We start from the raw sequence: 23,690 nt of genomic DNA, 5'->3' as shown, positions 1-23,690 counted from the left end.
GACGCTGCTGCTCACTTTTGTGTGCCTCGGCATAGGGTGGAATGGCTGATTTCGAAGTCTTTTCTGGTGTATGTTCTTGTTGTGTTCTAAGCTTGTGACATGAAGCCCGACCTGCAATCCAGCACGCCCAAGGCCCGTGGCGCGGTCTCCAATGTGACCCACCGCTACGATCCGGTGTCCCGTCATTCGGAGGCGGACGGATGGGATATCGAAGAGGACTTGCCCACGCTCCGCACTGAAGTCATTGTTGAGCGCCCACGCAGTTTGATCAGTTACAACCGCTCGCCGGATCTGCCGTTCGATCGTTCGATAAACCCGTATCGAGGATGTGAGCATGGATGCGTCTATTGCTTTGCCAGACCAAGCCACGCCTATCTGGGTCTCTCGCCCGGTCTTGATTTTGAAACGCGGCTGGTGGCGCGGCCAGATGCGCCAGAGGTGTTGCGCGCGGAGCTGGGGCGAAACAGCTACAAGGTCGCGCCGCTTGCAATCGGAACCAACACGGACCCCTACCAACCCATAGAGAAAGAATACGGTATCATGCGGCAGTGCCTTGAGGTGCTGGACACGTGTGGACATCCGGTTGCCATTGTGACCAAGGGCGCATTGATCGAACGCGACATCGACATTCTGGCGCGTATGGCCAAACGTGGTCTGATGCGTGTTGGCGTGTCGGTTACAACGCTCGACCCGAGACTGTCGCGCGCGATGGAGCCGCGGGCGCCTTTGCCGAAACGCCGTCTTGCGACCATCCGAAAGTTGGCAGCCGCGGGCATCCCGGTGCGCATCATGGCATCGCCCATGGTCCCGGCGCTGACCGATTCCGAACTTGAGGCAATCCTTGAGGCGGGCAGGGACGCAGGTGCACGCAGCGCCAGTTGGATTATGTTGCGCCTTCCGAAAGAGGTGTCGCCACTTTGGCAGGAATGGCTTGCTGTGCACTACCCGGACCGCGCAAAGCGGATCATGGCGCGTTTGCGTGAAATGCACGGAGGACGCGATTATGACGCGCGTTGGGGCCACCGAATGCGGGGCGAGGGGGCCTATGCCGAATTGATCCAACATCGGTACAAAGTCGCGCTCAAACGGTTGGGGTTAAGGGAAAAGACGCAGCCAATGCGCACCGACCTGTTCCAGCCGCCACGGAAGGACAGCGCACAACTCAGCCTGTTCTAGGCGGCGCGTCGGCCACGGCGTTTGCGGGGCGGGCGGGTTGCATCATCTCCGGTGCCGTCGCCAGCAGACGAAAACGCGCCCAAAGCCTCGACAATCGCCTCCAGCGACGGTGCTGCCTGCCGGGGGCGTGTGTCCAGTGCTTTGCGCATCGTCTCCAGATGGGCAGGAGTTGTCCCACAGCACCCACCGATGATGCTTGCGCCGCAATCACGGGCAAGTGCCGCATAGTCCGCCATCAGTTCCGGGGTTCCGTCATAATGAATGTGACCATCGTGGTATTTGGGAATGCCGGCATTGCCCTTGGCAATGATGGGCAATTCTGTTCCCGTGGCGGCAAAGCCCAGCACCGTGCGCAGCAGGTCGGATGCGCCAGTGCCACAGTTTGCTCCAAACGCTAATGGTGCAAAGTCCAACCCTGCCACAAGGTTCACCATATCGGTGCTGGTCACGCCCATCATGGTGCGACCGGCGGTGTCAAAACTCATCGTGCCGACCCAAGGCAGGTCTGCAAGCGCGAACCCTTCTGCCGCGGCCGTGTACTCTTCGGGCGCTGAGATGGTTTCGAGCCAGCCGATATCTGCACCTCCGGCCTTCAGGCCTGCGGCGGTCTCATGAAACATCTCGACTGCGTCTGCATGGGTCAGGCTGCCAACCGGTTCCATGATATCCCCTGTCGGGCCGACGGACCCGGCGACAATGACTTTCCTTCCGGCGGCATCGGCCACGTCCCGCCCCAGTTCAGCGGCGATCCGGCTTAATTCGAAGGCACGATGGCCCGCGTCGTGCAGCTTCAGCCGCGAAGCGTTGGCGCCAAAGGAGTTTGTGAGAAACACGTCACTGCCTGCATCAACCGCCCCTTTGTACAAGGCTTTGATCTTGGCGGGCTCTTGCTCGTTCCAAAGCTCGGGCGCGTCGCCTGACATCAGGCCCATAGCGAACAGGTTTGTGCCTGTCGCACCATCGGCCAGTAAGGTGCCTTTTTCGGCAAGCAGTGTTGTCAAAGCGTCGGACATCGGGATCCCTTTCGCGCGCGATATTCTGACTGTTTCTCACGCGGCTGAATGTGAAGCCAGTTCATAATTTTCATCTTGATGATGAGCGGGACTTGTTTTTGGCGCCGCCAGCGGGATCGGATTTCTGATCACGCGGGCGATATCCGCCATCCCAATGATCATGGACAACCACGTCGGGGCTGCTGCGTAGCGGGGGACCCAGCGTGGTGCAAAAGCCGATTTGAATTGTCGTAATCCACTACCGCCCGCCGCGATTAGAGCCTTCTGTGCGGCCCATCGCCAAAACGCGCTCGATCCATTCGGGCAGGCGATGACCGAGGCAAGGCTGACCCGTGTGAACCCTTCGGCATGCGCGTCCTGAATGGCGTGATGCACCAAGGCATGCATTGTGCCGTCCGGTGCGTCCGGTGCATGGCGCATGATATCGAGGCACCAGTCAGATGCCCCCCGGTGAAAGCTGGCAAAGCCAATCAATTCGGTATCTGAATATGCGCTTACAACCCATTGATCAGAAACGTAATCGGGGCAGTACCTCCCCATGCTGCCGCCTCGTGCAGACCCGCACTGCGCCTGCCATTGTGCATCAAGCCTTTCCGCGTCTTTCAGCGGCGGAGCACAGCCAGACCTTAAGGTAACACCCGCGCTTGTAACGGCGCGCAGCTTGCGCCTTAACCGCCGACGGGCCGGGACATCCAGCGTATAGTCCTTCACATCGATAATCGCATCGTCTGCAATATGCAAAACCGCCCACTGTGCGCGGCGCGCTGCATGTGCAAGCCTCGCGCCTGATTTGTAGATCAGTGGAATGCGACCCTGCGACCGTGCACGGCGTTGCAACCAAGATAACATCCTGGCATTCGCACGGTTTCCAGGGTCCGTGAACAGCGTCCGGGTCTGCGATGTCGACCAAATGGCCACGGGGCCACCTGCGGCACTGACTTCGACGCATCCGTCATTTTGGCGCAGCGCCTGCGCTTCACTGCTGGGCAAATCATGCCAGTGCGCGGGGTGTGATGTCATGCTTTTGGGTTTTGTCAGTGGCCTCAGCATTGCCAACATCGCACACAGAGCGGGCAGGGCGTAGTACACGGCTCGGAAAGCAAGGATGCCTGCCAAAACCTCAGCCTCTGTTCCAACCGGTATTGCGGTCACGAGGACCAGTTCGAACGGACCGACACCGCCCGGTGTGTTTGACATCAAACCGCAGCCAAGTGCGATCATGAACAGGGGGAGCAATGTAACAAAGGGCATTGTTCCCGCAGGAAGCAGAACCCAAAGCGTTGCTGCCGCCATCGCCATGTCCACAAGAGCCCACCCAAGAATGGATGCAGAAATTCGTAGGCTCGGAAGATGAATTGCGCGGGATCCGAATGTGAGCGTTGGTCGGAAAAACAAAAGTGCCGCGAGGCCGGGGACAAGCACCAAAGCACCAACAGACAATGCGCTGGTCCAGACCGGTGCGGGCAACACAAGGCACACCAAACCGGTCAGGCAGGCCCACGCAATCACGAATGACAACGAGACCATCGTCGATAGCTTCAACGCCTGCCCAACGTTCAATTCCGGCAACATGCGCCAGCGGGCGAGGGCACCTGATACCAAGCCGAATCCCACTGTCTGACCAATGGCAATTCCGACCGCACCAGTAATCCGTGCGCGCCCGTCCGGTACCTTTGTTCCGAGTGCCCGGTGCGCCTGCACGTCATATTGAGCGACTGCGAAAAAGCTCCCCGCCGTAAAGACTGCCGCCAAACCCCATTGCCAGCTTGCAATACCAGCAAGCTGCGCAGGCAGCGTAAGTAGAATGTCAGAGGGGACCTGACGCGACAAAATCATCGCGCATCCAAGAAAAATGACAATTGGCACGCCGACCCGCGCACCCACTTGGGCAACTGACAGCGCCCGCGAACTTGGCATGACCACACCCCCTCAACTCATAACCCCGGTCAACGGCTACCGATGACAGATGAGCCAAGTGTTAATCTGGGCGGGTGAAGTGAAGAGGATACAAATAAAAAGGTGCACATCCTTGCGGGTGCGCACCTTTCCACAATCATTCAAGGGCCCTAAGGCCTTCGAATCAATCTATTTCCTTCATCAGCTGTGCTTTGGCCTCTGCCATCAACTCAGCCATCTTTGCCCTGATCGTTTCTTCATCCGCTTTGTCGCCCAGATCGCCGGACACCTTGCGATAGACGTCCTCGTCGCCGGCCTCTTCAAAGTCGGACTTTACAACTTCGCGGGCATATTCTGCTGCCGCGTCACCGGATTTGCCCATCAGCTCGGCGGCCCAAAGACCCAGCAGTTTATTGCGGCGTGCATCCGCCTTGAATTGCATTTCCGCATCATGGGCGAACTTGTTCTCAAACGCGTGTTCGCGATCGTCAAAGGTGCTCATCGGCCAACCCCTCTCTGGCAATGTCTTGTATCAGATAGGCAGGCGATGATGGCTCATGCAACCCCATTGCTTGCGGCATTTGGGTCGATTGCTTATGAGGTGCGCAATGGCGGGCAGACTCACATGGCCCGCACACGCGAAAGGACGCCCATGGCGCGACGCAAGAAGATTTACGAAGGCAAGGCCAAGATTTTATATGAAGGTCCTGAGCCCGGCACCATTGTTCAGTATTTCAAGGATGATGCCACCGCCTTCAATGCCCAGAAAAAAGACGTGATCGAAGGCAAGGGCGTGTTGAACAACCGCCTGAGCGAGTTTTTCATGACGGGCCTTGGTCAGATCGGGGTGCCCACGCACTTCATGAAGCGCCTGAACATGCGCGAACAGCTTGTGCGCGCCTGCGAGATCGTGCCGCTGGAAATCATCGTGCGGAACTATGCAGCCGGCACCATGAGCGAGCGATTGGGGATCGAAGAGGGCACGCAATTGCCGCGCCCCATCGTCGAATATTGCTACAAGGACGACAAACTGGGTGATCCGCTGGTCACCGAAGAACACATTGCCGCCTTTGGCTGGGCCAGCCAGCAGGACATGGATGATATCCTGTCGCTTGCGCTGCGCGTAAATGACTTCCTGTCAGGCGTCATGTTGGCCGTCGGTATCCGCCTTGTCGACTTCAAGATCGAGATCGGCCGGATCTATGATGGTGATTTCATGCGTTTGATCATCGCGGATGAGATCAGCCCGGACAGCTGCCGCCTTTGGGACATCGAGACGGGCGAAAAGCTCGACAAGGACGTGTTTCGTCGCGATCTGGGAAATCTGGCAGATGCCTATACCGAAGTGGCGCGGCGCTTGGGTGTGATGCCCAAGAACGCAGCACCCATCACCAAACCGACATTGATCAACTGAAGGATCACCCCGACATGAAAGCGACCGTGCATGTGATGCTCAAGAATGGCGTGCTTGACCCTCAGGGCGAAGCTGTGCGCCACGCATTGGGGGCTTTGGGCTTTGACGGGGTCAACGGGGTCCGGCAGGGAAAGGTGATCGAACTGGACTTGGCCGATGGCACGACCGAGGCGGATGTAAACGCCATGTGTGAAAAGCTGCTCGCCAACACGGTCATCGAAAGCTACCGGGTCGAAATGCCATGAAGGCCGCCGTTGTCGTTTTTCCCGGATCGAATTGTGACCGGGACCTTGCGGTGGCCTTTCGGGCAGCCGGAGCGGACGTGCAGATGGTCTGGCACAAGGACACTGACCTGCCCAACGACGTCGATATTGTTGGTGTGCCGGGTGGTTTTTCATTTGGGGACTATTTGCGCTGCGGGGCCATCGCGGCCAATTCGCCGATTTGCAAGGCGGTCAAGGCGCACGCTGATCGGGGTGGCTACGTCTTTGGTGTTTGCAATGGCTTCCAGGTGCTGGCCGAGACCGGCATGTTGCCCGGTGCACTCCTGCGCAATGCCGGCCTCAAATATATCTGCAAAACGGTGGGTCTTCGGATCGAAACGTCGCAATCTGCATACACAGAGGGCTACAACGCTGGCGACGTAATCGACATTCCGATTGCGCACCATGACGGCAATTATTTCTCCGATGAGGCGACGTTGGATGCGCTTGAGGGCGAAGACCGGGTTGCCTTCCGTTACACTGACAATCCAAACGGATCACAGCGCGATATCGCAGGTATCCTGTCGGGAAACCGGCGCGTCCTGGGCATGATGCCGCACCCGGAACGGGCGGCAGATGTCGGCCATGGTGGGACGGATGGACAGGCGCTCTTCCGCGCAGTGGTCGGGCAGCTAACGTCCGCGTGACTTGAGCCGAACCCACCGAAGCCGTAGGTTCGCGGTTATGTCAGCCGCCGCTCGCACCCCTGCGCCACGCACACCAGCCACAAGTTGGCGCGTTCGCGTGGCTCTCGTTGTCTTGACGATCGCTGCGGTCAGCACCGTCTTTTTCACAAACCGCTTGCTGACAGACCGTTTCACCGAAACCACACGGAACCGGGCGGAACTTCGTCTGGCGCTGTATTCAGGCAACTTGCTAAGCGAGTTGCGTCAGAACCAGATCGTGCCGCAGCTTTTGGCGCGCGACCCCACGCTGATCGGCGCTCTGAACAGCCAGGATTATCAGCAATCGACGCAGCGGTTGATCTCCTTCGTGGAGGAGATCGGTGCCGCCAACCTGATCCTGTTGGACCGGGATGGGCGGGCGGTTGCGGCGACCGATCGCAACCGCTTGGGCTCAAATCACAGGACGGAACCCTACTTCATCGATGCTTTGCGCGCCAGCGACACGATCTTTACCGTGGCAGAGCGCGAGGCGGGCGGCTTCACCTTCACCTACTCTCGCCGGGTGATGGCCGGGGGTGACGTGCTTGGTGTCATCGCGGTTGAGGTCGATTTGCAGAAATTCGAACGGGCGTGGTCCGGGATTTCGGCTGCTGTTCTTGTTACGGACAGCGCCGGACAGATCATTCTTGCGACCGAACCGCGCTGGCGCGGACGCACGGAAGAGGCGGCACTCGCCCGGCAAACCCCACAAAGCGCTATTGAGCGTGCGATTCGTGCGACAGCGGATTGGACTGCGTTGCCTCCCGATGCCTATCTGCAGGGCGAAGGTGTGATGCGGCTTGAGGCGCGCATCGCGTTCCGCGGCTGGCGGATGACATCCTTTACCACCTACGCGTCAGTGCGAGAGCGGGTTAATGGCGTGCTTGCGCTTGAGATCATGGGATTCGCCATCTTGCTGGCATTGGCGTTCTATGCGCTGAGCCGGAGGTCGGCCCTCCGCGTCGCGCTGTTTGCGCGCGAGTCGGCAGAGCTTCGCCATCTGAACATCCAGTTGCAGCGAGAAATTGCCGAGCGGAAGCGAGTCCAGGAGGACCTTGCGCAGGCAGAGCAAACCCTTGAGCAATCATCGAAATTGGCTGCTTTGGGCGAGATGTCTGCGGCCGTCAGCCACGAGCTGAACCAACCGCTTGCGGCGATGAAAACCTATCTGGCCGGGGCGCGTTTGCTGCTGCGCCGCAACCGCCCGGACGAAGCACTGGTCAGCTTTGGCCGCATTGATGACCTGATCGAACGAATGGGTGCGATCACGCGCCAACTCAAGTCCTATGCGCGCAAGGGTCAGGACGCTCTGAGCCCTGTAAATATGGGCGATGCGCTGGCTTCGTCCCTGTCGATGATGGAGCCGCAGTTGCGTCAGCGCCGGGTGCTGATCAATCGCGTTGTACCCCCTGAACCAATCGAGGTGATGGGCGACCGGATGCGCATCGAGCAGGTCATGGTCAACCTCTTGCGCAATGCCATCGATGCCACCAAGTCAGAGCGAGAGCCGCAGGTGGACATTATTCTGTCGGCAGGAGAGACAGCGACGCTGACAGTGCGGGACAACGGGCCGGGGATCGAAAACCTCGATAGCCTGTTCGAGCCGTTTTATACGACCAAGCAACCGGGGGACGGTGTGGGGCTGGGCCTTGCCATCTCCTCCGGCATTGTGAACGATTTAGGCGGACGCTTGATTGCGCGCAACGGACAGGCAGGCGGCGCCGTATTTGAAATGCAGCTTCCGATCCTCGGGGACGAGGGGACGGAAGGTGAGGACACCAAGATCAGAGCGGCAGAGTAAGCCCCTCCGAGGAGCCAATAGATGACACAAGCCATGAAAATCGCGATCGTCGACGACGAGCAAGACATGCGCCAATCCATCAGCCAATGGCTGGCCCTGTCAGGTTATGACACCGAAACCTTTGCCAGCGCCGAAGACGCGTTGAAGGTGCTTGGACCGGAATATCCCGGCATTGTCATTTCCGACATCAAGATGCCCGGTATGGACGGGATGCAGTTTCTGAAGAAGTTGATGGGCAACGACAGTGCTTTGCCTGTCATCATGATTACGGGCCACGGGGATGTGCCCATGGCGGTTGAGGCGATGCGGGTGGGGGCGTTTGATTTTCTCGAAAAGCCCTTCAACCCTGACCGGATGAGCGAGCTTGCCAAGCGCGCCACCGGCGCCCGCCGCCTAACTATGGACAACCGGGTCTTGCGTCGCGAGCTGAGCGACGGCGGCCAGTTGATGAAGAAACTGATCGGTCAAAGCCCCGTGATGGAGCGCTTGCGCGAAGACATCCTGGATCTGGGTCAGGCGGATGGCCACGTGTTGATCGATGGTGAAACCGGAACCGGCAAGACCCTTGTTGCCCACGCATTGCACGCAGTTGGCAGCCGCGCCGGCAAGAAGTTCGTGTTGGTCAGCTGTTCGGCTTGGGAAGAAGAGGCGCTTGCGAAGCGACTGTTCGGACCGATGTTGCCCGAAGACACCGCTTTGCCCGCCATTGAAGAAGCCCGTGGCGGCACCCTTGTTCTGGAAGACATTGAGGCGCTGAGCGAAAGCCTGCAGGCGCGGTTGCTGTCGGTCATCAATGAACAAGGCACACCGGCAGAGACGCGCATCGTTGGCATCTGCAACATGCAGGAAGCTGGCAAGACCTGCGAAGACGCCTTGCGTCCGGACCTGTACTACCGACTGGCTGCATTGAAGATCACCGTTCCGCCATTGCGCCAGCGGGGCGAGGATATTTTGACTCTGTTTACGCGGCTAAGCGATCAATTCGCGGACGAGTATGGCTGTGAAGCGCCGAAAGTGTCTGCTCAGGAAGCTGCGCAGTTGCTTCAGGCCCCATGGCCCGGCAACGTGCGCCAACTGATCAACATAGCCGAACGCGCCGTCTTGCAGGCGCGCCGCGGAACAGGCTCCATCGCGTCGCTGCTGATGAACGACCACGAGGAGATGCAGCCGGTGATGACCACCGAGGGCAAGCCGCTGAAAGAGTATGTGGAAGCCTTCGAGCGGATGTTGATCGACAATACGATGCGCCGCCACAAGGGATCGATCGCCAGCGTCATGGACGAATTATGTCTGCCCCGACGGACGCTGAATGAAAAGATGGCGAAATACGGTCTGCAAAGGTCAGACTACCTGTAACGTCGTATTTCGGCTTGTATGAAACTGTGACCGCTGCCAGTGGCAGCGGTTCTTTCATTTCTGGAACGCCTGTGTCAGGTCCATGCCTTCCAAGGGAGGCGGGCAATGAACGACACACCGGCGGCATATCTTTTCGACATGGACGGGCTCTTGCTGGATTCCGAGCGCGTGTACCGGCAGGTCTTGATCGACCTGCTTGTGCCACAGGGCCATGCACTGGCCGAGATCGAAGAACTGTTTTTGCGACTCGTTGGCAATTCCGGCGCACGCAGCCGCGCCATTCTGGGAACGGTCCTGAACGGGGACGTTACCGACTTTGATACCCAATGGCACAAGGGCGTGCGAGAGGCGTTGACGAAGCGTATCCGCTTGCGCCCGACGGTCGAAAAGACCTTGAGCACATTGGCCCGAGCGGGGGCTCGGATGGCTGTTGTCACATCAACCCACGGGGCAGCCGCCCGACAACATCTCGCCAATGCGCGTTTGCTACACCATTTCGAACACGTGGTCGCCGGTGACGAGGTTCCGGCCAACAAACCCGATCCAGCGCCTTATTTGCAGGCAGCAAACGCGCTTCGGCTTGATCCTTCACATTGTGCCGCCTTCGAAGACAGTGATGCGGGGATCACCTCTGCCATGATGGCCGGGTGTCGCGGCGTACAGATTCCCGACCTTCGACCCAATACGGTTCCATTGCCCGATCTTGGTCAACACGTGGCACCTGACCTGTGGACCGGTGTTGAAACAGTTCAAGGGCGCGGCCCAAAGGCGAGAACCGCCTGACGAGCGATTGCCCATTGTCATTTGCACCCGGTTCCTCTTATCTAAAGAAACGGGAATGCGATGCGGAGCAGCGTCGCCCCGGTTGAGTTTCGCTGTTGGACAGGACGGGCAGGGCAACCTGCCGCTTTCAACAGACCGATTGGGCCAGAGATGGCCACGAGTTGCTGACGCGGACCGAGGTTTGGCGCAGCTTATGAACGGATACGCCGCATGCAGCGCGCGTATCGGAGAAGAACCGCGATGACGCGCGCGAGGACAATACAGGTTCCAGCAGAAGGCCCTCAGGGTCAGGCCTGCCGCACGTCTAAAATCGCTCAGACAAGACTCAATCCACGCAGCCTTGCACCGCCAGGTGCGGGGCTCGTGCGATTGCGCAATGGACTTTCATGGCAAAGAAAATGCTTATCGATGCCACCCACGCGGAAGAAACCCGCGTTGTGGTGGTGGACGGAAACAAGGTCGAGGAGTTCGACTTTGAATCTGAAAACAAACGCCAGCTTGCTGGCAACATCTATCTCGCAAAAGTAACACGGGTCGAACCGTCGCTTCAGGCGGCGTTTGTGGACTATGGCGGCAACCGCCATGGCTTCCTTGCGTTCTCGGAAATCCACCCGGACTACTACCAGATCCCCGTCGCCGACCGTGAGGCGTTGATGGAGGAAGAGCGTGCCTATGCTGAGGCGATGAAGGCGCGCGACGATGAAGATGATAAACCGAAATCGTCCCGCAGCCGCTCGCGCTCGCGGTCAAAAGCGTCCAAGGCCGCCGATACCGACGCAAAGGTGACGACCGAGATTGGTGGAATGGAAACCATAGATCTTGATACCGATGCCGAAGGCGACGTGAATGTACCCGAGGACGAAGCGGCTTCGCCCATGGAAACGGTCAAAGACACGCCCGTGGAGACACCGGAAGCCGGTGAAGAACCGGTTGAAACTGAGACTGCAACAGACGCGGCTGAAGATACGAAGACACCAGTCGACGCACCGGCATCTGATGCCGAAGCTGATGCTGCCTCTGCCGAGGACGAGTCTTCGGACGACGACACAACTGCCAAGGCATCCGATGCGACATCGAAAGATGACAGCATTGAATCCGTTGCAGATGAAGACGATAGCGATGACATCCGTCCGCCGCGCAAACCGCGTCCACGCCGCTACAAGATCCAGGAAGTCATCAAGGTCCGTCAGATTCTGCTGGTGCAGGTCGTCAAGGAAGAGCGGGGCAACAAGGGTGCTGCTCTGACCACTTATCTGTCGTTGGCCGGCCGCTATTGCGTCCTGATGCCCAACACAGCCCGTGGTGGCGGTATTTCCCGCAAGATCACCAATGCTGCCGACCGCAAGAAGCTCAAGGAAATCGCCAACGAGATTGAAGTGCCGCAAGGTGCTGGTCTTATCGTGCGCACCGCAGGCGCCAAGCGGACAAAGGCCGAGATCAAGCGCGACTATGAATATCTGCAACGCTTGTGGGAACAGATCCGCGAGTTGACGTTGAAATCCATCGCGCCTGCCAAGATTTATGAAGAGGGCGACCTGATCAAACGGTCGATCCGCGATCTTTATAATCGTGAGATTGACGAGGTGTTTGTCGAAGGCGAGCGCGGCTACCGCATCGCCAAGGACTTCATGAAGATGATCATGCCGTCCCATGCCAAGAACGTGAAGATGTACGCCGAAAGCCTGCCGCTTTTCGCGCGCTATCAGGTCGAGACGTACCTGGGTGGTATGTTCAACCCGACCGTTCAGTTGAAGTCGGGTGGCTACATCGTCATCGGAATCACCGAGGCGCTTGTGGCCATCGACGTGAACTCTGGCCGGTCGACAAAGGAAGGCTCGATCGAAGACACCGCGTTGAAGACGAACCTTGAAGCAGCCGACGAGGTGGCCCGCCAGTTGCGACTGCGCGACCTTGCCGGTCTGATTGTCATCGACTTCATAGATATGGACGAGCGCAAGAATAACTCGGCCGTTGAAAAGCGGATGAAGGATCGGCTCAAGACCGACCGCGCCCGCATTCAAGTGGGCCGCATCTCTGGCTTTGGCCTGATGGAAATGTCACGCCAACGTTTGCGCCCCGGCATGATCGAGGCCACGACACAGCCATGTCAGGCGTGTCATGGCACCGGTCTGATCCGGTCGGACGACAATCTGGCCCTGTCCATCCTGCGTCAGATCGAGGAAGAGGGCACCCGCCGTCGCTCGCGCGAAGTCTTGGTCAAATGCCCCGTTGGCATCGCCAACTTCCTGATGAACCAAAAGCGCGAGCACATCGCGCAGATCGAAGCCCGTTACGGCCTGTCCGTTCGGATTGAGGGCGAGCCACATCTGGTCAGCCCTGACTTTGCGCTTGAGAAGTTCAAGACAGCGACCCGCGTGGTAAAAGCTGCGGAGTCGCCTGTGGTGTCTGTTGATACCTCGATCATGGATCAGGTGGACGAAGAGGACGAGGTTGTCGAAGAGGCACCCGAGGCCACCACAACGGAAGATGGCGAACCCAAACCCAAGCGTCGTCGTCGGCGGCGTCGCAGCCGGAGCCGCAGCAAATCGACCACGACCGAGACCGAAAGCACGGATCAGGACGACGGCGACACCGCTTCGACATCTGACGATACGGCGGAAACCGTCGCTCAACCGGATGCCGCTCCCGAGGTAAAGGACGCCCCGGTAGAAATTGAAACTGTCGATGCCAAGCCCGAAGTGGTCGAAGAGAAGCCGAAGAAAACGCCGACGCGCACGCGGTCTACGCGTTCGAAAACTGCAACTGCAAAGGCCGCCGAAGCCAAGGCGGCCGAAACGGCGACGGCTGCCGAAACGGTCGAGGCGCCAGCTGAGACGGCCAAGCCTGCTCCGAAAAAGACCACGACACGGTCGCGTAGTACGAGTGCTTCCAAGGCAGCCAAGGCAGAGGATGCAACTGTGCCCGCAGCGGCGGAGCCCGCCTCTGAACCGGCGCCGGTTGAAGCAGTGAAAACGCCGGAACCAGTGGCCGAGGTAGCCGAGGTGCCCGCATCGGATGAGCCGCCCAAGCCGAAAAAACGCGGCTGGTGGTCGCTGGGTAAGTAACAAAAAGGGGGCGTTCCGAAGGGAGCGCCCCTTAACCTTTGCGGATGGTGTAGCGATGCACTGTGCTGTCAGTGTCTGCTGAGATCAGTGTATGTCCCGCTTCGACACAGAAATGGGGCACATCGACGACAGCGGCCGGATCATCAGCCAAAATGGTCAACGTATCGCCCGGCGCAAGAGCTATCAATCGCTTGCGTGCCTTCAGCACGGGCAGGGGGCAAAGCAGCCCGACAGCATCAAGGGTATTTGGATCATCCATGCCCGCCAAATAGGGGCGATGTTACACCCTGTCCACAGACATGTGACCGCACGACGCGTGACGGCAGCGCCAAGGGCAGTTAGGTGAAGAGAATGTTTGGAATAGATATCATCGACGCGAGCCTGATTCCGGCCATGAGCGTGGCACTGCTTGCGGGCATCATCAGCTTTCTCAGCCCCTGCGTTCTGCCCATCGTGCCACCGTACCTGGCTTATATGTCCGGCATGACAGTGAACGAGATGTCTGACGGCCGGTCCGGCCGCAACCGTGCGACGGTGACAGCACTGTTCTTTGTGCTGGGGCTGTCGACGGTTTTTATCATTCTGGGCTTCGCAGCCTCCGCCTTTGGCGCATTCTTTTTACAGAACCAGATTCTTTTCGCGCAGATATCCGGTGCCGTCATCATGGTGTTCGGCCTGCACTTTCTAGGCGTCTTTCGTATTCCGTTTCTGGATCGCGAAGCGCGGATGGATGCAGGCGATCACGGTGGATCGTCCTTTGGAGCTTATGTGCTTGGCCTGGCCTTCGCCTTTGGTTGGACACCGTGCATCGGTCCACAATTGGGCGCGATCCTGACCTTGGCCGCGTCCGAGGCGTCGGTGACACGCGGCACCTTCTTGCTTGGGATCTATGCGGCGGGCCTTGGCATCCCATTCCTGCTGGCTGCGATGTTCATGAGCCGGGCCATGGGTTTCATGAACCGGATCAAGCGGCATATGGCGCTGATCGAAAAGGTGATGGGCGCACTTTTGTTGCTTGTCGGCGCAGCCATGCTGTTCGGACTGTTTACGCGGTTCTCGTTCTGGCTGTTGGAGCAGTTCCCCGCTCTGGCGACTTTGGGATAAAAGGCCTCAGTTCAGTTTTTCGACCAAGAACCTAACAACACGCATTATCCCCCTCGGCCTTACTTTGGTTGCACAACAGCGCTAGACTGCACCAAAAGGTGCAAGACATGAGCAGTTCGCATCAAAAAACCGTAGCGCGTCGCCGGGTGTTCTACATCCCCGGCTACGATCCGATTCACCCGCGCAGATATCGTGAGCTGTATCGCAAGGAAGGGGCCGTGCAGGCCGCCATTACCGGGTATGATCTGACGCTGAAGCCTGCACAGGCATCGCAGCACTATGGCTGGCAAGTGGAGGCCACGATTGATGGCGCCAACGTCCACGCCGACGTGGAAGTCCTGGTATGGTCCGACATCGTGCGCGACAGTATGGAGGCGTCAATCCCCGGTACCTATCTGCAACTGGCACGCACCGCGTGGATCTACATCGCGTCCGGCGCATTGCGCCGTCTGATGCGGCTGCGCAAAGGCCCGGTGATCGCAGCCCTTTATCCGGTCGGGATGCTGTTGGGGCAGGCCTGTGTCGCAATGCTTTTGTGGTATCTGTGCTGGCGCGTCGGAGGGGCGGTATCGGGTGCCCTCGGCGCCTGGGCAGGGATTGCCTTGGGCGCAGTTGCCTTTGCGGTCGTCCTACGTTGGTTCAAAGCCAAGGACGGCAAGTTTTTCGCCTATTATCTGATGCATGATTACGCATATTCGGCAGCATCCAAAGGTGCGCACCCGCCTGCGCTCGAAGAGCGGATGCAGACATTCCAATCCAGTATTGCAGCTGCGCTGACCGATGATGTGGACGAGGTGCTGGTTGTCGGCCATTCGTCCGGCGCGCATCTGGCAGTGTCCATACTGTCTGATCTGATACGCGCGGGTCGTGTGCCTGCAAATGGGCCAGCACTTGGGTTTCTGTCACTGGGGCAGGTGGTGCCCATGGTGTCTTTCTTGCCAGATGCCTATCGATTGCGAGCAGATCTGCAATTCCTGTCGGCGCGGGACGAACTGACTTGGGTCGATGTGACGGCACCCGGTGACGGGTGTGCGTTTGCACTGTGTGATCCGGTGTCCGTGTCTGGTGTGGCGCCGGACGACAAGCGCTGGCCGCTGGTATTCTCGGCAGCCTTCACGCAAACCCTGAGCCCTGAGCGGTGGCAAGAACTGCGCTGGCGCTTTTTCCGACTGCATTTCCAATATCTGTGTGCGTTCGACCGTCCCAAGGATTACGACTATTTCCAGATCACGGCGGGCCCAGTGACGTTGGCTGACCGCTATGCGGATCGTCCGCCATCAAAGTCACTGATTGATGTGCCGGCATCCAAATATACCTCCGTCGCTGCATGATCCCTCCAAAGCCTCCCAGCCGACCGGATCGCGTATCGCTCTGGCGTTACATGCAGCTTTTTCGTCAGGACATCCTGTCGGCACAACCCGCACGCCTCTACCGCGCATGGATGGCAGAGTTCCGGACCCCGTTTTTTCGCAGCTACCTTATGAACCAGCCCGAGCTTGTGAAAACCGTACTCAAGGACCGTCCCAATGACTTTCCGAAGTCCGATCGGGTCAGCGAGGGATTGCGCCCACTTCTGGGTAACTCGGTCTTTTTGACGAACGGCGATACGTGGAAGCGGCAGCGGCGGATAATCGATCCCGCGTTCGAAGGCGGCCGTCTTCGCCAAACGTTTCCGGCTATGTGGCAAGCCTCCGAAGCAGCTGCGCAACGGCTTCCGATGGGCGTCGTCGAAATCGAGGAACAGACAAGCCATGCGGCTGCGGACGTCATCTTTCGCACCTTGTTTTCCATTCCGATCGAAGACGCATTGGCCAGTGCCGTATTCCATGAATTCCGCGCCTACCAACGCAGCCAGCCCATTTTGAACATTGCCGCGTTCGTGCCACTGCCGCGCTGGATGCCGCGCCTGTTTCGCAAGGATACGCGCGCAAGTGCGGCTCGTATCCGAGCGCTGATTTCACAACTGGTCGACCGTCGAGCCGAAGAGATCGAACAGGGTACTGCCCCAGATGATCTGGCCACCAAGATCATGACCACCCCGGATCCGGAAACTGGCCAGACGTTCAGCGCCGATGAAATGGTTGATCAGGTCGCCATCTTCTTCTTGGCCGGTCACGAGACCAGCGCATCAGCCCTGGCTTGGGCGCTGTATCTATTGGCACTGTATCCTGACTGGCAGGACAAGGTGGCCGTCGAGGCGCAGGCGCTGCAGAGTTGTGATTTTGCCGTGATGTCGAAGCTGCCGGTGACGCGCGATGTATTTCGCGAGACTCTTCGTCTGTATCCGCCAGTTCCCATGATGGTGCGCGAGGCATCGTGCCCCGAGAAATTCCGCGACCGTGACATCAAACAGGGCAGCCAACTTGTTCTGAGCCCATGGCATCTGCATCGCCATGAACGGCTGTGGGAGCGCCCCGATGAATTTGATCCGGGGCGGTGGCAGACAGAGAATGGCAAGTCTTGTGGCCGCGACGCGTATATACCGTTTTCTGCGGGTGCGCGCGTGTGTACGGGTGCCGGGTTTGCAATGGTTGAGGGACCGCTTCTGCTGGCGCGACTCCTGCGCGATGTCACGGTGTCACCCATCGAGAACCGCGTTCCTGTCCCTGTTGCCCACCTGACTGTCCGGGCCAAGGATGGGATATGGCTGAATTTGTGCAAACGGTAGCGCAAACAGTGACATAACGGGATTAACCGCGCTTGTGGAATGCGCTAGGGCTGTAACAATTGAAGCCAAGACCTTGGAGCACGCCTATGACCGATTTTGCAAAAATGCGCGACCAAATGGAGCGCGGGAAGGGCTTTATTGCCGCCTTGGATCAATCGGGGGGGTCCACCCCCAAGGCGTTGGCGCTCTACGGTGTGGACGCGTCCGATTACGGCTCCGAGGATGAGATGTTTGCCGAGATTCAGAAGATGCGCGAACGGATCATTCTGAGTCCGGATTTCACCAGCGACAAGGTGATCGGCGCGATCTTGTTCGAAAAGACGTTAAACGAACAGATCGACGGGCAGACTGTGCCCGAATTCCTTTGGAAGAAACGCGGCGTCGTCCCGTTTTTGAAGATCGACAAGGGTCTGGAAGACGAAGCGCAGGGCGTTCAGCTCTTGAAACCCATCCCGGGACTTTCGGAAACACTCGCCGCGGCCAAGGCAATGGGGATCTACGGGACCAAGGAACGTTCTGTGGTGCATGAAGCCAATGCAGAAGGCATCGAGGCGATCGTTGCGAACCAATTTGATGTCGCCCATGAGGTTATCGCTGCAGGCATGGTGCCGATTATCGAACCCGAGGTGAACATCCATTCGAAAAGCAAGGCCGAGGCCGAAGCGCTATTGGCCCAAGCGCTTATGGCGCACACAGATGCGTTGGGCGATGGGCAGGACATCATGCTCAAACTGACCCTGCCGGAAGAGCCGGGCATCTACGACGATTTGGCGGACCATCCGCGTGTGCAGCGTGTTGTGGCATTGTCAGGCGGGTATTCGACCCAGGACGCAAGTGAGCGTCTCGCACAGAACCACAAGATGATCGCGAGTTTCAGCCGCGCCTTGACCGAAGGTTTGCAGCGCGACATGTCCGAGGATGGCTTTCGTTCGGCCTTGGGCGACAACATCCGCCAGATTTATGACGCGTCGGTGGCTTAGGACACAATCAGTCTCAATCCAGGTACGCGGCAGTGAGATAACGGCGTGGCAGACGTGCTGATGTCTACTTCCGGTCCATCAACCTGCGAAGAACATAGACCCGTATGGCAGACGCGAGGCCGACATCAGCGCCGCGCTCTGCATCAATTTCGGCGGCCAAGGCATTGATTGGACGGCTCTCTTCCGCAGCAATCGCGCGGAAGGCATCCCAGAATTCGGGTTCAAGTGATACGCTGGTACGGTGCCCTTTGAGGGTGAGCGAGTGCTTTTGCGGTCGCGCACTCACCGTTCAGCCCAAAAGCGCCGCGACGGATCAAGCTGTGCGATGCGCTCGTACGTGTTCAGTACACGGGCCAATGCGCCTTCATTTGCGCGGATGTAGCGCCGAGCACGGCGCAAGGCGCGAATTTGGTCGCGTACGGCTGTGTTATGGTTTTGCATCTTGGTGAACCTGTGCTTCTCAACGCGAGCAACATGACGCTGGTTTATGGCTTTTTAGGGTTTCCATTTGCACCATACGGAGACGTTTCGGCGGCTTTGCCGTCCAGTTCTCGCGCAGACCGGGTATTTTCCCGCATTGCGTGATCCTTTTCCGCCTTGGTCAGCCCAAACACCACCGTATTGGTGTCGGCGCGCGCCTTCTTGTCAGCGCGCGCGCGGGCCTTGCGGACCTTATTCAGGTTGATTGGCGTACTCACTTTGGCCCGATCATGTTTTCGGGGCGCACAACCTCGTTGAACCGCTCTTCGGTCACAAAGCCCAGTTTCACGGCTTCTTCGATCAACGTCGTGCCGTTCTTGTGCGCCGTCTTGGCCACTTTGGTCGCGTTGTCATAGCCGATTTCAGGCGCGAGGGCGGTCACAAGCATCAGGGACTCACGCATCAACTTGTCGATGCGCACTTCGTCCGCTTTCAATCCGTCAACCAGATTATCCGTGAAGGCCGCGCTTGCATCACCCAGAAGTTGCATGGATTGCAACACGTTATACGCCATCATGGGTTTGTAGACATTCAGCTCGAAATGCCCTTGTGACCCGGCAAAACCAACGGCCGCATCATTACCCATCACATGCGCGCAAACCTGCGTCAGGGCCTCGCATTGTGTGGGGTTTACCTTGCCCGGCATGATCGATGATCCGGGCTCGTTTTCGGGCAGGACCAGTTCGCCCAGACCACAGCGGGGGCCAGAGCCCAGCAAGCGAATGTCGTTGGCGATTTTGAACAGGGACGCGGCAACGGTTTTCAGTGCGCCGGACATTTCCACCATTGCGTCATGTGCTGCGAGCGCTTCGAACTTGTTTGGGGCAGTGATGAAGGGCAGGCTGGTGATGTCCGCCATGTGCCCTGCGACGGCTTCAGCCCAACCGACCTTGGTGTTCAACCCGGTGCCTACAGCGGTCCCGCCCTGTGCCAGCTCATAAATGCGACCCAGCGCATCCTTCACCCGTTGGATGCCCATGGCGACCTGATGGCTGTAGCCCGAAAACTCTTGGCTCAAGGTCAGCGGCGTGGCGTCTTGCGTGTGGGTGCGGCCGATTTTGATGATGCCATCGAACTCCGTCACCTTTGCTTCGAGCGCAGCGTGCAGCTTCTCCAACCCGGGCAACAACACGTCGCGCGCGGTCATTGCGGTCGAAATGTGCATGGCCGTGGGGAACGTGTCGTTCGAGGATTGGCCCATGTTACAGTGATCATTCGGGTGCACCGGATCTTTGGACCCGATGACCCCGCCAAGAATCTCAATCGCGCGGTTTGCAATCACCTCGTTGGCGTTCATGTTCGACTGCGTGCCGGATCCGGTCTGCCAAACGACCAAGGGAAAATTGTCATCCAGCTTGCCGTCGACCACTTCGCCCGCAGCTTCGATGATGGCGTCCGCCAGTCGCGCATCAAGCGTACCCTGCGCCTTGTTCTGCATCGCACAGGCCTTCTTGATCACACCCAGTGCCCGCACAACAGGGATGGGTTGCTTTTCCCACCCGATGGGGAAGTTAATGATCGAGCGTTGCGTCTGCGCGCCCCAGTACTTGTCAGAGGGAACCTCCAACGGGCCAAAGCTGTCGGATTCGGTGCGGGTGTCGGCCATCAGGGGGCTCCTTTGCGGGTGTCGTCGTGATATCTTGCACTTACCGGGCGCGGGCCTTTCAGACAAGCATGGGCCGTCCAGCTCACTCGCATGTGCTCACACGCCGCACGGACAAGGGTGCATCTGGACGGCTGTGGCCCTATATTCACATTATCAGGAGGAAAAAGGGTTCATCTATGATCAAGACGCGCACTTTGACCCGGACATCGCCAAACGGCATTGTTGCGGCCCTTTTCGCTTTGGGAATTGCCTTGTTTCTGCTTGCCGGCCAAGCGCGCGCAGAGATTGCGCCCTTTGTCGGTTCGTACACGGGCAGCGCCGAGGTGGCCCAGGTCGATGGCACCAAAATCCCGCGCGACATGAGCGTAATGATCAGCGAAAACAAGCAAGGCTTCACAGTCAAGTGGACGTCGATCACCTATAAGGAATCGGGTAAGGTTTCGGAGAAATCGTACTCCGTCGATTTTGTGCCCAGTGGTCGGGGCAATGTGTACGCCGCGGCACAAAAGAAAAATGTGTTCGGGCACGAGGTTCAGTTGGACCCCATGAAAGGCGAACCCTACGTCTGGTCACGCATCGATGGGGACACGCTGACGGTCTATTCCCTGTTTGTGGACACGGATGGCGGTTACAGCCTGCAGCAATATGATCGCACACTAAGCGATGGCGGACTGGATCTGCGCTTTCAGAATATCCGCGATGGATTGATCCTGCGTGCGGTCACCACATTCCTGAGCCGCGAGTGAGCGACCCGCTTATTTTCTGAAACTATCGAGAGAAACGATTTCGGCATCTTTGCCGTCGCCCCCATCTTCAGGTTCTACATCTGTCGCCTTGGGCGCTGCAGGGGCGCGGCTCGGCAGAATTTCCGGTGGCGCGGCTGGTGTTGTTTCGTCTTCGTCCTCACCTTGCGTTTCAAACCGCAATCCGAACTCGACCGATGGATCAACAAACGTCTTGATCGCGTCATAAGGGATATAAAGGGGTTCTGGCGCATCACCGAAGTTGAGCGTAACGGCAAAGCCTTCGGATCCCACATCCAGCTTGTCATACCAGTGTTGCATGACCACTGTCATCTCGCCCGGATACCGATCGCTCAGCCAATCGGCCAGTTCTGCATCCGGATGGCTTGTGTCGAACGTGATAAAGAAATGATGCGCGCCGGGAAGCCCGTTCTGGGCCACATCGGTCAACACTTTGCGAATGAGGCCACGCATGGCCTCGTGCATCAGGTTGCCGTAATCAATGCTCCGGCTCATGGCGATCCTCACGCTGCTTGGTACAACCATATCCCAATTTACCGCAGAGGGAAGGGGGCCAGGTTCGCTGTGTCGGATTAAACCAGCCCAAGCAGCGAAAGCCCGCACCCGGCGACGGCCATCAGAGCTAACGTGCTCACGAATCCGACGCGGAACCGCAGCATCAAAAGGGCGGCCGCGCCTGTCAGAACGACTGCCCACAGATTGAGCGACGCGACGTCGGGCAACGGAACCGCGAAAGCTGAGGATGTGCTGATCCTGTCAAAGATGACATGCAGCGCGAACCAAACGGACAGATTTAGAATGACACCAACGACGGCGGCGGTGATGGACTGCAACGCTGCTGCCAGCCGTGGTCGCGCGGCAATGTGATCAAGATACGGCCCGGCTGCGAATATCCATAAAAAGCAGGGCACGAAAGTCACCCAAAGTGTGACAGCGCCTGCGGCCAGTGCAAGGGCGACACCGCCCTGGGCATATCCCGCCAAGAGCGCCACGAATTCCGTCACCAGTATCAGCGGCCCAGGCGTGGTTTCAGCGAGGCCAAGCGCATCGATCATCTCTCCGGTGGTGATCCAGCCATGATCCTGCACAACCTGTTGGGTCATATAGGCAAGCACCGCATAGGCACCGCCAAAAGTCACAACGGCCAGCTTGGAAAAGAACAGCCCGATGTCCAGCAAGAAGGTTTGGGCGGTCAACCACAGCGCAATAAGCGGTGCAGCCCACAGTCCGCCAAGGATCAAGACAGGACCCATCGTTTTTTTGGTCGTCCTGGACGGAGCGGCAGGTTGGACTTCGGCATTGGCACGCAGAGCGCCAAAAAGACCGGCAAGAATAACCACCGCGGGGAACGGTACGCCAAACACGAACAACGCCACAAAAGCCGCCCCCGCAAGACCCCAGGCCGCAGCACCGTTCAGTGCCTTGCCTCCAAGTCGCATCAGCGCCTGCAAGACGACTATGATCACGGCGGCTTTGATCCCCAGAAACGCGGCCTGCACCATAGGGACGTCCCCGTACCGAACGTAAGCCAGCGCGAGCGCAAGGATGACAATCGCTCCGGGTACAACGAACAAGAGCCCGGCCAGCAAGCCGCCCGCGACGCCACGCAGGCGCCACCCGGCAAAGGTGGCCAACTGCATCGCCTCCGGGCCAGGCAACAACATACACAACGACAACGCGCGCAAGTATTGTTCTTCTGTCAGCCACTTCTCGCGCGACACTAAAGCGTCATGCATCAGAGCAATCTGTGCGGCTGGACCACCAAAAGACAGCAGGCCAATGCGCCCGAAAACGCGGGTCATTTGGGACCAACTGTGTTGCATCATGCTGCCTCCTGTCCGATCTGCTGGCGGAATGCGACCCAGGCGGCGTCCAACAAGCGCAGGGCGGCATGGACCAAACATTCATCACTTTGATGAAGGTTTCGCAACGCACCAAGCAATGTCACCACTGGTGATGTCTTGGTTTCGATGTCGTCGAGAAACTCTGACAGCTGCGCGGTCATCAATCCGCGGGGCTCAAATGCCTTGGGAAGCGGTGTGTCCAACTCGAGAGCATACGCATCGAAGCGAGACGCGACTTCGGAAACGAGTTCGGGCGCGACCCATAGTAGTGGTGCGGTGGGATCATACCAACGCCTGACGACCCAAGCAGCGCTCAATGCGCGCCTGTCTCGGGTCGCCGGCAGGACCCAGTGTGTTCCCACTGATGGTGCCACGCTGAGCGACAATCTGGGGTAGTCCGCCGCCAACCAAGCCAGAATGCCACCGGTTAACGCAGTGGCGTCGAAGCCCATACTGCGTAGCAGGGCGGCAGTCCCATGAGACAGCTTCAATCCTTTTTGGCAGATGACGACGATGGGCACATGACGGTTCGCCGTACCTGCCCAATCTGCGACATCCTGATGCGAGACGTGCACTGACCCCGGGATGCGCCAAGGCGCCAACGCGATGTCTTCGGGCACACAGACGTCCACGACCTGTGGCATGCGATGCGTGCCGAGGTCGAACATCAGTCTTTGGGCGGAAATCGAGTGAGGTGTTTGGTCCATTGCGGCATCCTTTGAGCACAACAAAAGGATGCGACTTTGGGCCAGCGCACGGGTCAAGCCTGATGGGGCAGTCGCGTCAGCCCCTGAGGCTTGGGTACACGGGCC

At 58.7% G+C, this 23,690-nt stretch carries 24 protein-coding genes; 13 read left to right on the top strand and 11 right to left on the bottom strand.

Annotation, left to right across the window (positions count from 1 at the left end):
* Window positions 1-99: 99 nt before the first annotated feature.
* Window positions 100-1,176 (top strand): PA0069 family radical SAM protein, encoded by a 1,077-nt coding sequence (locus Q1A32_RS11415; protein ID WP_299653092.1) that lies wholly within the window; start codon window positions 100-102, stop codon window positions 1,174-1,176.
* On the opposite strand, the gene bmt is transcribed toward Q1A32_RS11415, so the two are convergent.
* From bmt to Q1A32_RS11400, 3 genes are all read right to left on the bottom strand, one after another.
* Window positions 1,173-2,189, bottom strand: a complete 1,017-nt coding sequence (bmt, locus tag Q1A32_RS11410; RefSeq protein ID WP_299653088.1) for a betaine--homocysteine S-methyltransferase — start codon at window positions 2,187-2,189, stop codon at window positions 1,173-1,175. The two genes, Q1A32_RS11415 and bmt, sit on opposite strands and share 4 nt — an antisense overlap.
* Window positions 2,190-2,225: 36 nt before the next feature.
* Window positions 2,226-4,106, bottom strand: a complete 1,881-nt coding sequence (locus Q1A32_RS11405) for a phosphatidylglycerol lysyltransferase domain-containing protein (protein WP_299653085.1) — start codon at window positions 4,104-4,106, stop codon at window positions 2,226-2,228.
* A 163-nt stretch (window positions 4,107-4,269) separates the two neighbouring features.
* Window positions 4,270-4,587, bottom strand: coding sequence for a DUF1476 domain-containing protein (locus Q1A32_RS11400; RefSeq protein ID WP_299614483.1), 318 nt, complete (start codon window positions 4,585-4,587; stop codon window positions 4,270-4,272).
* 150 nt (window positions 4,588-4,737) lie between these two features.
* On the opposite strand from Q1A32_RS11400, the gene purC reads away from it, so the two are divergent.
* The 7 genes from purC to Q1A32_RS11365 all read left to right on the top strand — a co-directional run bounded on the left by purC (window position 4,738) and on the right by Q1A32_RS11365 (window position 13,432).
* On the top strand, window positions 4,738-5,499 hold the full coding sequence (purC, locus tag Q1A32_RS11395; RefSeq protein ID WP_299614571.1) for a phosphoribosylaminoimidazolesuccinocarboxamide synthase: 762 nt from the start codon (window positions 4,738-4,740) through the stop codon (window positions 5,497-5,499).
* 14 nt (window positions 5,500-5,513) lie between these two features.
* Window positions 5,514-5,744 carry a phosphoribosylformylglycinamidine synthase subunit PurS gene (purS, locus tag Q1A32_RS11390; RefSeq protein WP_299614484.1) on the top strand — a complete coding sequence of 77 codons (231 nt, stop codon included), beginning with the start codon at window positions 5,514-5,516 and terminating at the stop codon, window positions 5,742-5,744.
* Window positions 5,741-6,409, top strand: a complete 669-nt coding sequence (gene purQ / locus Q1A32_RS11385; protein ID WP_299653082.1) for a phosphoribosylformylglycinamidine synthase subunit PurQ — start codon at window positions 5,741-5,743, stop codon at window positions 6,407-6,409. The genes purS and purQ overlap by 4 nt, the downstream gene beginning before the upstream one ends.
* Window positions 6,410-6,446: 37 nt before the next feature.
* Entirely contained in the window at window positions 6,447-8,228 is a 1,782-nt protein-coding gene (locus tag Q1A32_RS11380; RefSeq protein WP_299614486.1) for an ATP-binding protein, read from the top strand.
* Window positions 8,229-8,249: 21 nt separating this feature from the next.
* Entirely contained in the window at window positions 8,250-9,584 is a 1,335-nt protein-coding gene (locus Q1A32_RS11375; RefSeq protein WP_299614487.1) for a sigma-54 dependent transcriptional regulator, read from the top strand.
* 105 nt (window positions 9,585-9,689) lie between these two features.
* The gene (locus Q1A32_RS11370) at window positions 9,690-10,367 is read left to right on the top strand and encodes an HAD family phosphatase (RefSeq protein ID WP_299653078.1); all 678 of its coding nucleotides are present in this window, start codon (window positions 9,690-9,692) and stop codon (window positions 10,365-10,367) included.
* A 386-nt stretch (window positions 10,368-10,753) separates the two neighbouring features.
* The gene (locus Q1A32_RS11365) at window positions 10,754-13,432 is read left to right on the top strand and encodes a ribonuclease E/G (RefSeq protein ID WP_299653075.1); all 2,679 of its coding nucleotides are present in this window, start codon (window positions 10,754-10,756) and stop codon (window positions 13,430-13,432) included.
* A gap of 31 nt (window positions 13,433-13,463) precedes the next feature.
* Here Q1A32_RS11365 and Q1A32_RS11360 read toward each other — a convergent pair whose 3' ends face one another.
* Window positions 13,464-13,691 (bottom strand): sulfurtransferase TusA family protein, encoded by a 228-nt coding sequence (locus tag Q1A32_RS11360; protein ID WP_299653072.1) that lies wholly within the window; start codon window positions 13,689-13,691, stop codon window positions 13,464-13,466.
* 92 nt (window positions 13,692-13,783) lie between these two features.
* Here Q1A32_RS11360 and Q1A32_RS11355 point away from each other — a divergent pair, with 92 nt between their 5' ends.
* The 4 genes from Q1A32_RS11355 to Q1A32_RS11340 all read left to right on the top strand — a co-directional run bounded on the left by Q1A32_RS11355 (window position 13,784) and on the right by Q1A32_RS11340 (window position 18,184).
* Window positions 13,784-14,536, top strand: coding sequence for a cytochrome c biogenesis CcdA family protein (locus tag Q1A32_RS11355; RefSeq protein ID WP_299614492.1), 753 nt, complete (start codon window positions 13,784-13,786; stop codon window positions 14,534-14,536).
* 107 nt (window positions 14,537-14,643) lie between these two features.
* A complete protein-coding gene (locus tag Q1A32_RS11350) occupies window positions 14,644-15,867 on the top strand; it encodes a hypothetical protein (RefSeq protein ID WP_299653069.1) in 1,224 nt (407 codons plus the stop codon).
* A complete protein-coding gene (locus Q1A32_RS11345; RefSeq protein ID WP_299653066.1) occupies window positions 15,864-17,204 on the top strand; it encodes a cytochrome P450 in 1,341 nt (446 codons plus the stop codon). Before Q1A32_RS11350 ends, Q1A32_RS11345 begins: the two co-directional genes overlap by 4 nt.
* A gap of 86 nt (window positions 17,205-17,290) precedes the next feature.
* Window positions 17,291-18,184 (top strand): fructose bisphosphate aldolase, encoded by an 894-nt coding sequence (locus tag Q1A32_RS11340; RefSeq protein WP_299653063.1) that lies wholly within the window; start codon window positions 17,291-17,293, stop codon window positions 18,182-18,184.
* A 64-nt stretch (window positions 18,185-18,248) separates the two neighbouring features.
* On the opposite strand, the gene Q1A32_RS11335 is transcribed toward Q1A32_RS11340, so the two are convergent.
* Genes Q1A32_RS11335 through fumC form a run of 4 tightly spaced genes read right to left on the bottom strand, consistent with a single transcriptional unit; the run spans window position 18,249 to window position 20,270 of the window.
* Window positions 18,249-18,470 (bottom strand): ribbon-helix-helix domain-containing protein, encoded by a 222-nt coding sequence (locus Q1A32_RS11335; RefSeq protein WP_299653060.1) that lies wholly within the window; start codon window positions 18,468-18,470, stop codon window positions 18,249-18,251.
* Window positions 18,467-18,625 carry a hypothetical protein gene (locus Q1A32_RS11330; protein ID WP_299653057.1) on the bottom strand — a complete coding sequence of 53 codons (159 nt, stop codon included), beginning with the start codon at window positions 18,623-18,625 and terminating at the stop codon, window positions 18,467-18,469. Before Q1A32_RS11330 ends, Q1A32_RS11335 begins: the two co-directional genes overlap by 4 nt.
* 44 nt (window positions 18,626-18,669) lie before the next feature.
* Window positions 18,670-18,882, bottom strand: a complete 213-nt coding sequence (locus tag Q1A32_RS11325; RefSeq protein ID WP_299653054.1) for a DUF4169 family protein — start codon at window positions 18,880-18,882, stop codon at window positions 18,670-18,672.
* Window positions 18,879-20,270, bottom strand: a complete 1,392-nt coding sequence (gene fumC, locus Q1A32_RS11320; RefSeq protein WP_299614506.1) for a class II fumarate hydratase — start codon at window positions 20,268-20,270, stop codon at window positions 18,879-18,881. Before fumC ends, Q1A32_RS11325 begins: the two co-directional genes overlap by 4 nt.
* Before the next feature lie 176 nt (window positions 20,271-20,446).
* Here fumC and Q1A32_RS11315 point away from each other — a divergent pair, with 176 nt between their 5' ends.
* A complete protein-coding gene (locus tag Q1A32_RS11315) occupies window positions 20,447-21,016 on the top strand; it encodes a hypothetical protein (protein ID WP_299653051.1) in 570 nt (189 codons plus the stop codon).
* Between the two features lie 9 nt (window positions 21,017-21,025).
* Here the strand turns inward: Q1A32_RS11315 and Q1A32_RS11310 are convergent, their stop codons facing one another.
* The 3 genes from Q1A32_RS11310 to Q1A32_RS11300 all read right to left on the bottom strand — a co-directional run bounded on the left by Q1A32_RS11310 (window position 21,026) and on the right by Q1A32_RS11300 (window position 23,585).
* The gene (locus Q1A32_RS11310; RefSeq protein WP_299614509.1) at window positions 21,026-21,529 is read right to left on the bottom strand and encodes an SspB family protein; all 504 of its coding nucleotides are present in this window, start codon (window positions 21,527-21,529) and stop codon (window positions 21,026-21,028) included.
* A gap of 77 nt (window positions 21,530-21,606) precedes the next feature.
* Window positions 21,607-22,860 (bottom strand): chromate efflux transporter, encoded by a 1,254-nt coding sequence (gene chrA / locus Q1A32_RS11305; RefSeq protein WP_299653048.1) that lies wholly within the window; start codon window positions 22,858-22,860, stop codon window positions 21,607-21,609.
* The gene (locus Q1A32_RS11300; RefSeq protein WP_299653045.1) at window positions 22,857-23,585 is read right to left on the bottom strand and encodes a rhodanese-like domain-containing protein; all 729 of its coding nucleotides are present in this window, start codon (window positions 23,583-23,585) and stop codon (window positions 22,857-22,859) included. The genes chrA and Q1A32_RS11300 overlap by 4 nt, the downstream gene beginning before the upstream one ends.
* Window positions 23,586-23,690 lie beyond the last annotated feature (105 nt).

This window comes from uncultured Tateyamaria sp., assembly GCF_947503415.1.
In the GTDB taxonomy this organism is placed as follows: Bacteria; Pseudomonadota; Alphaproteobacteria; order Rhodobacterales; family Rhodobacteraceae; genus Tateyamaria.
This window is presented reverse-complemented; position numbering and strand designations above follow the sequence as displayed.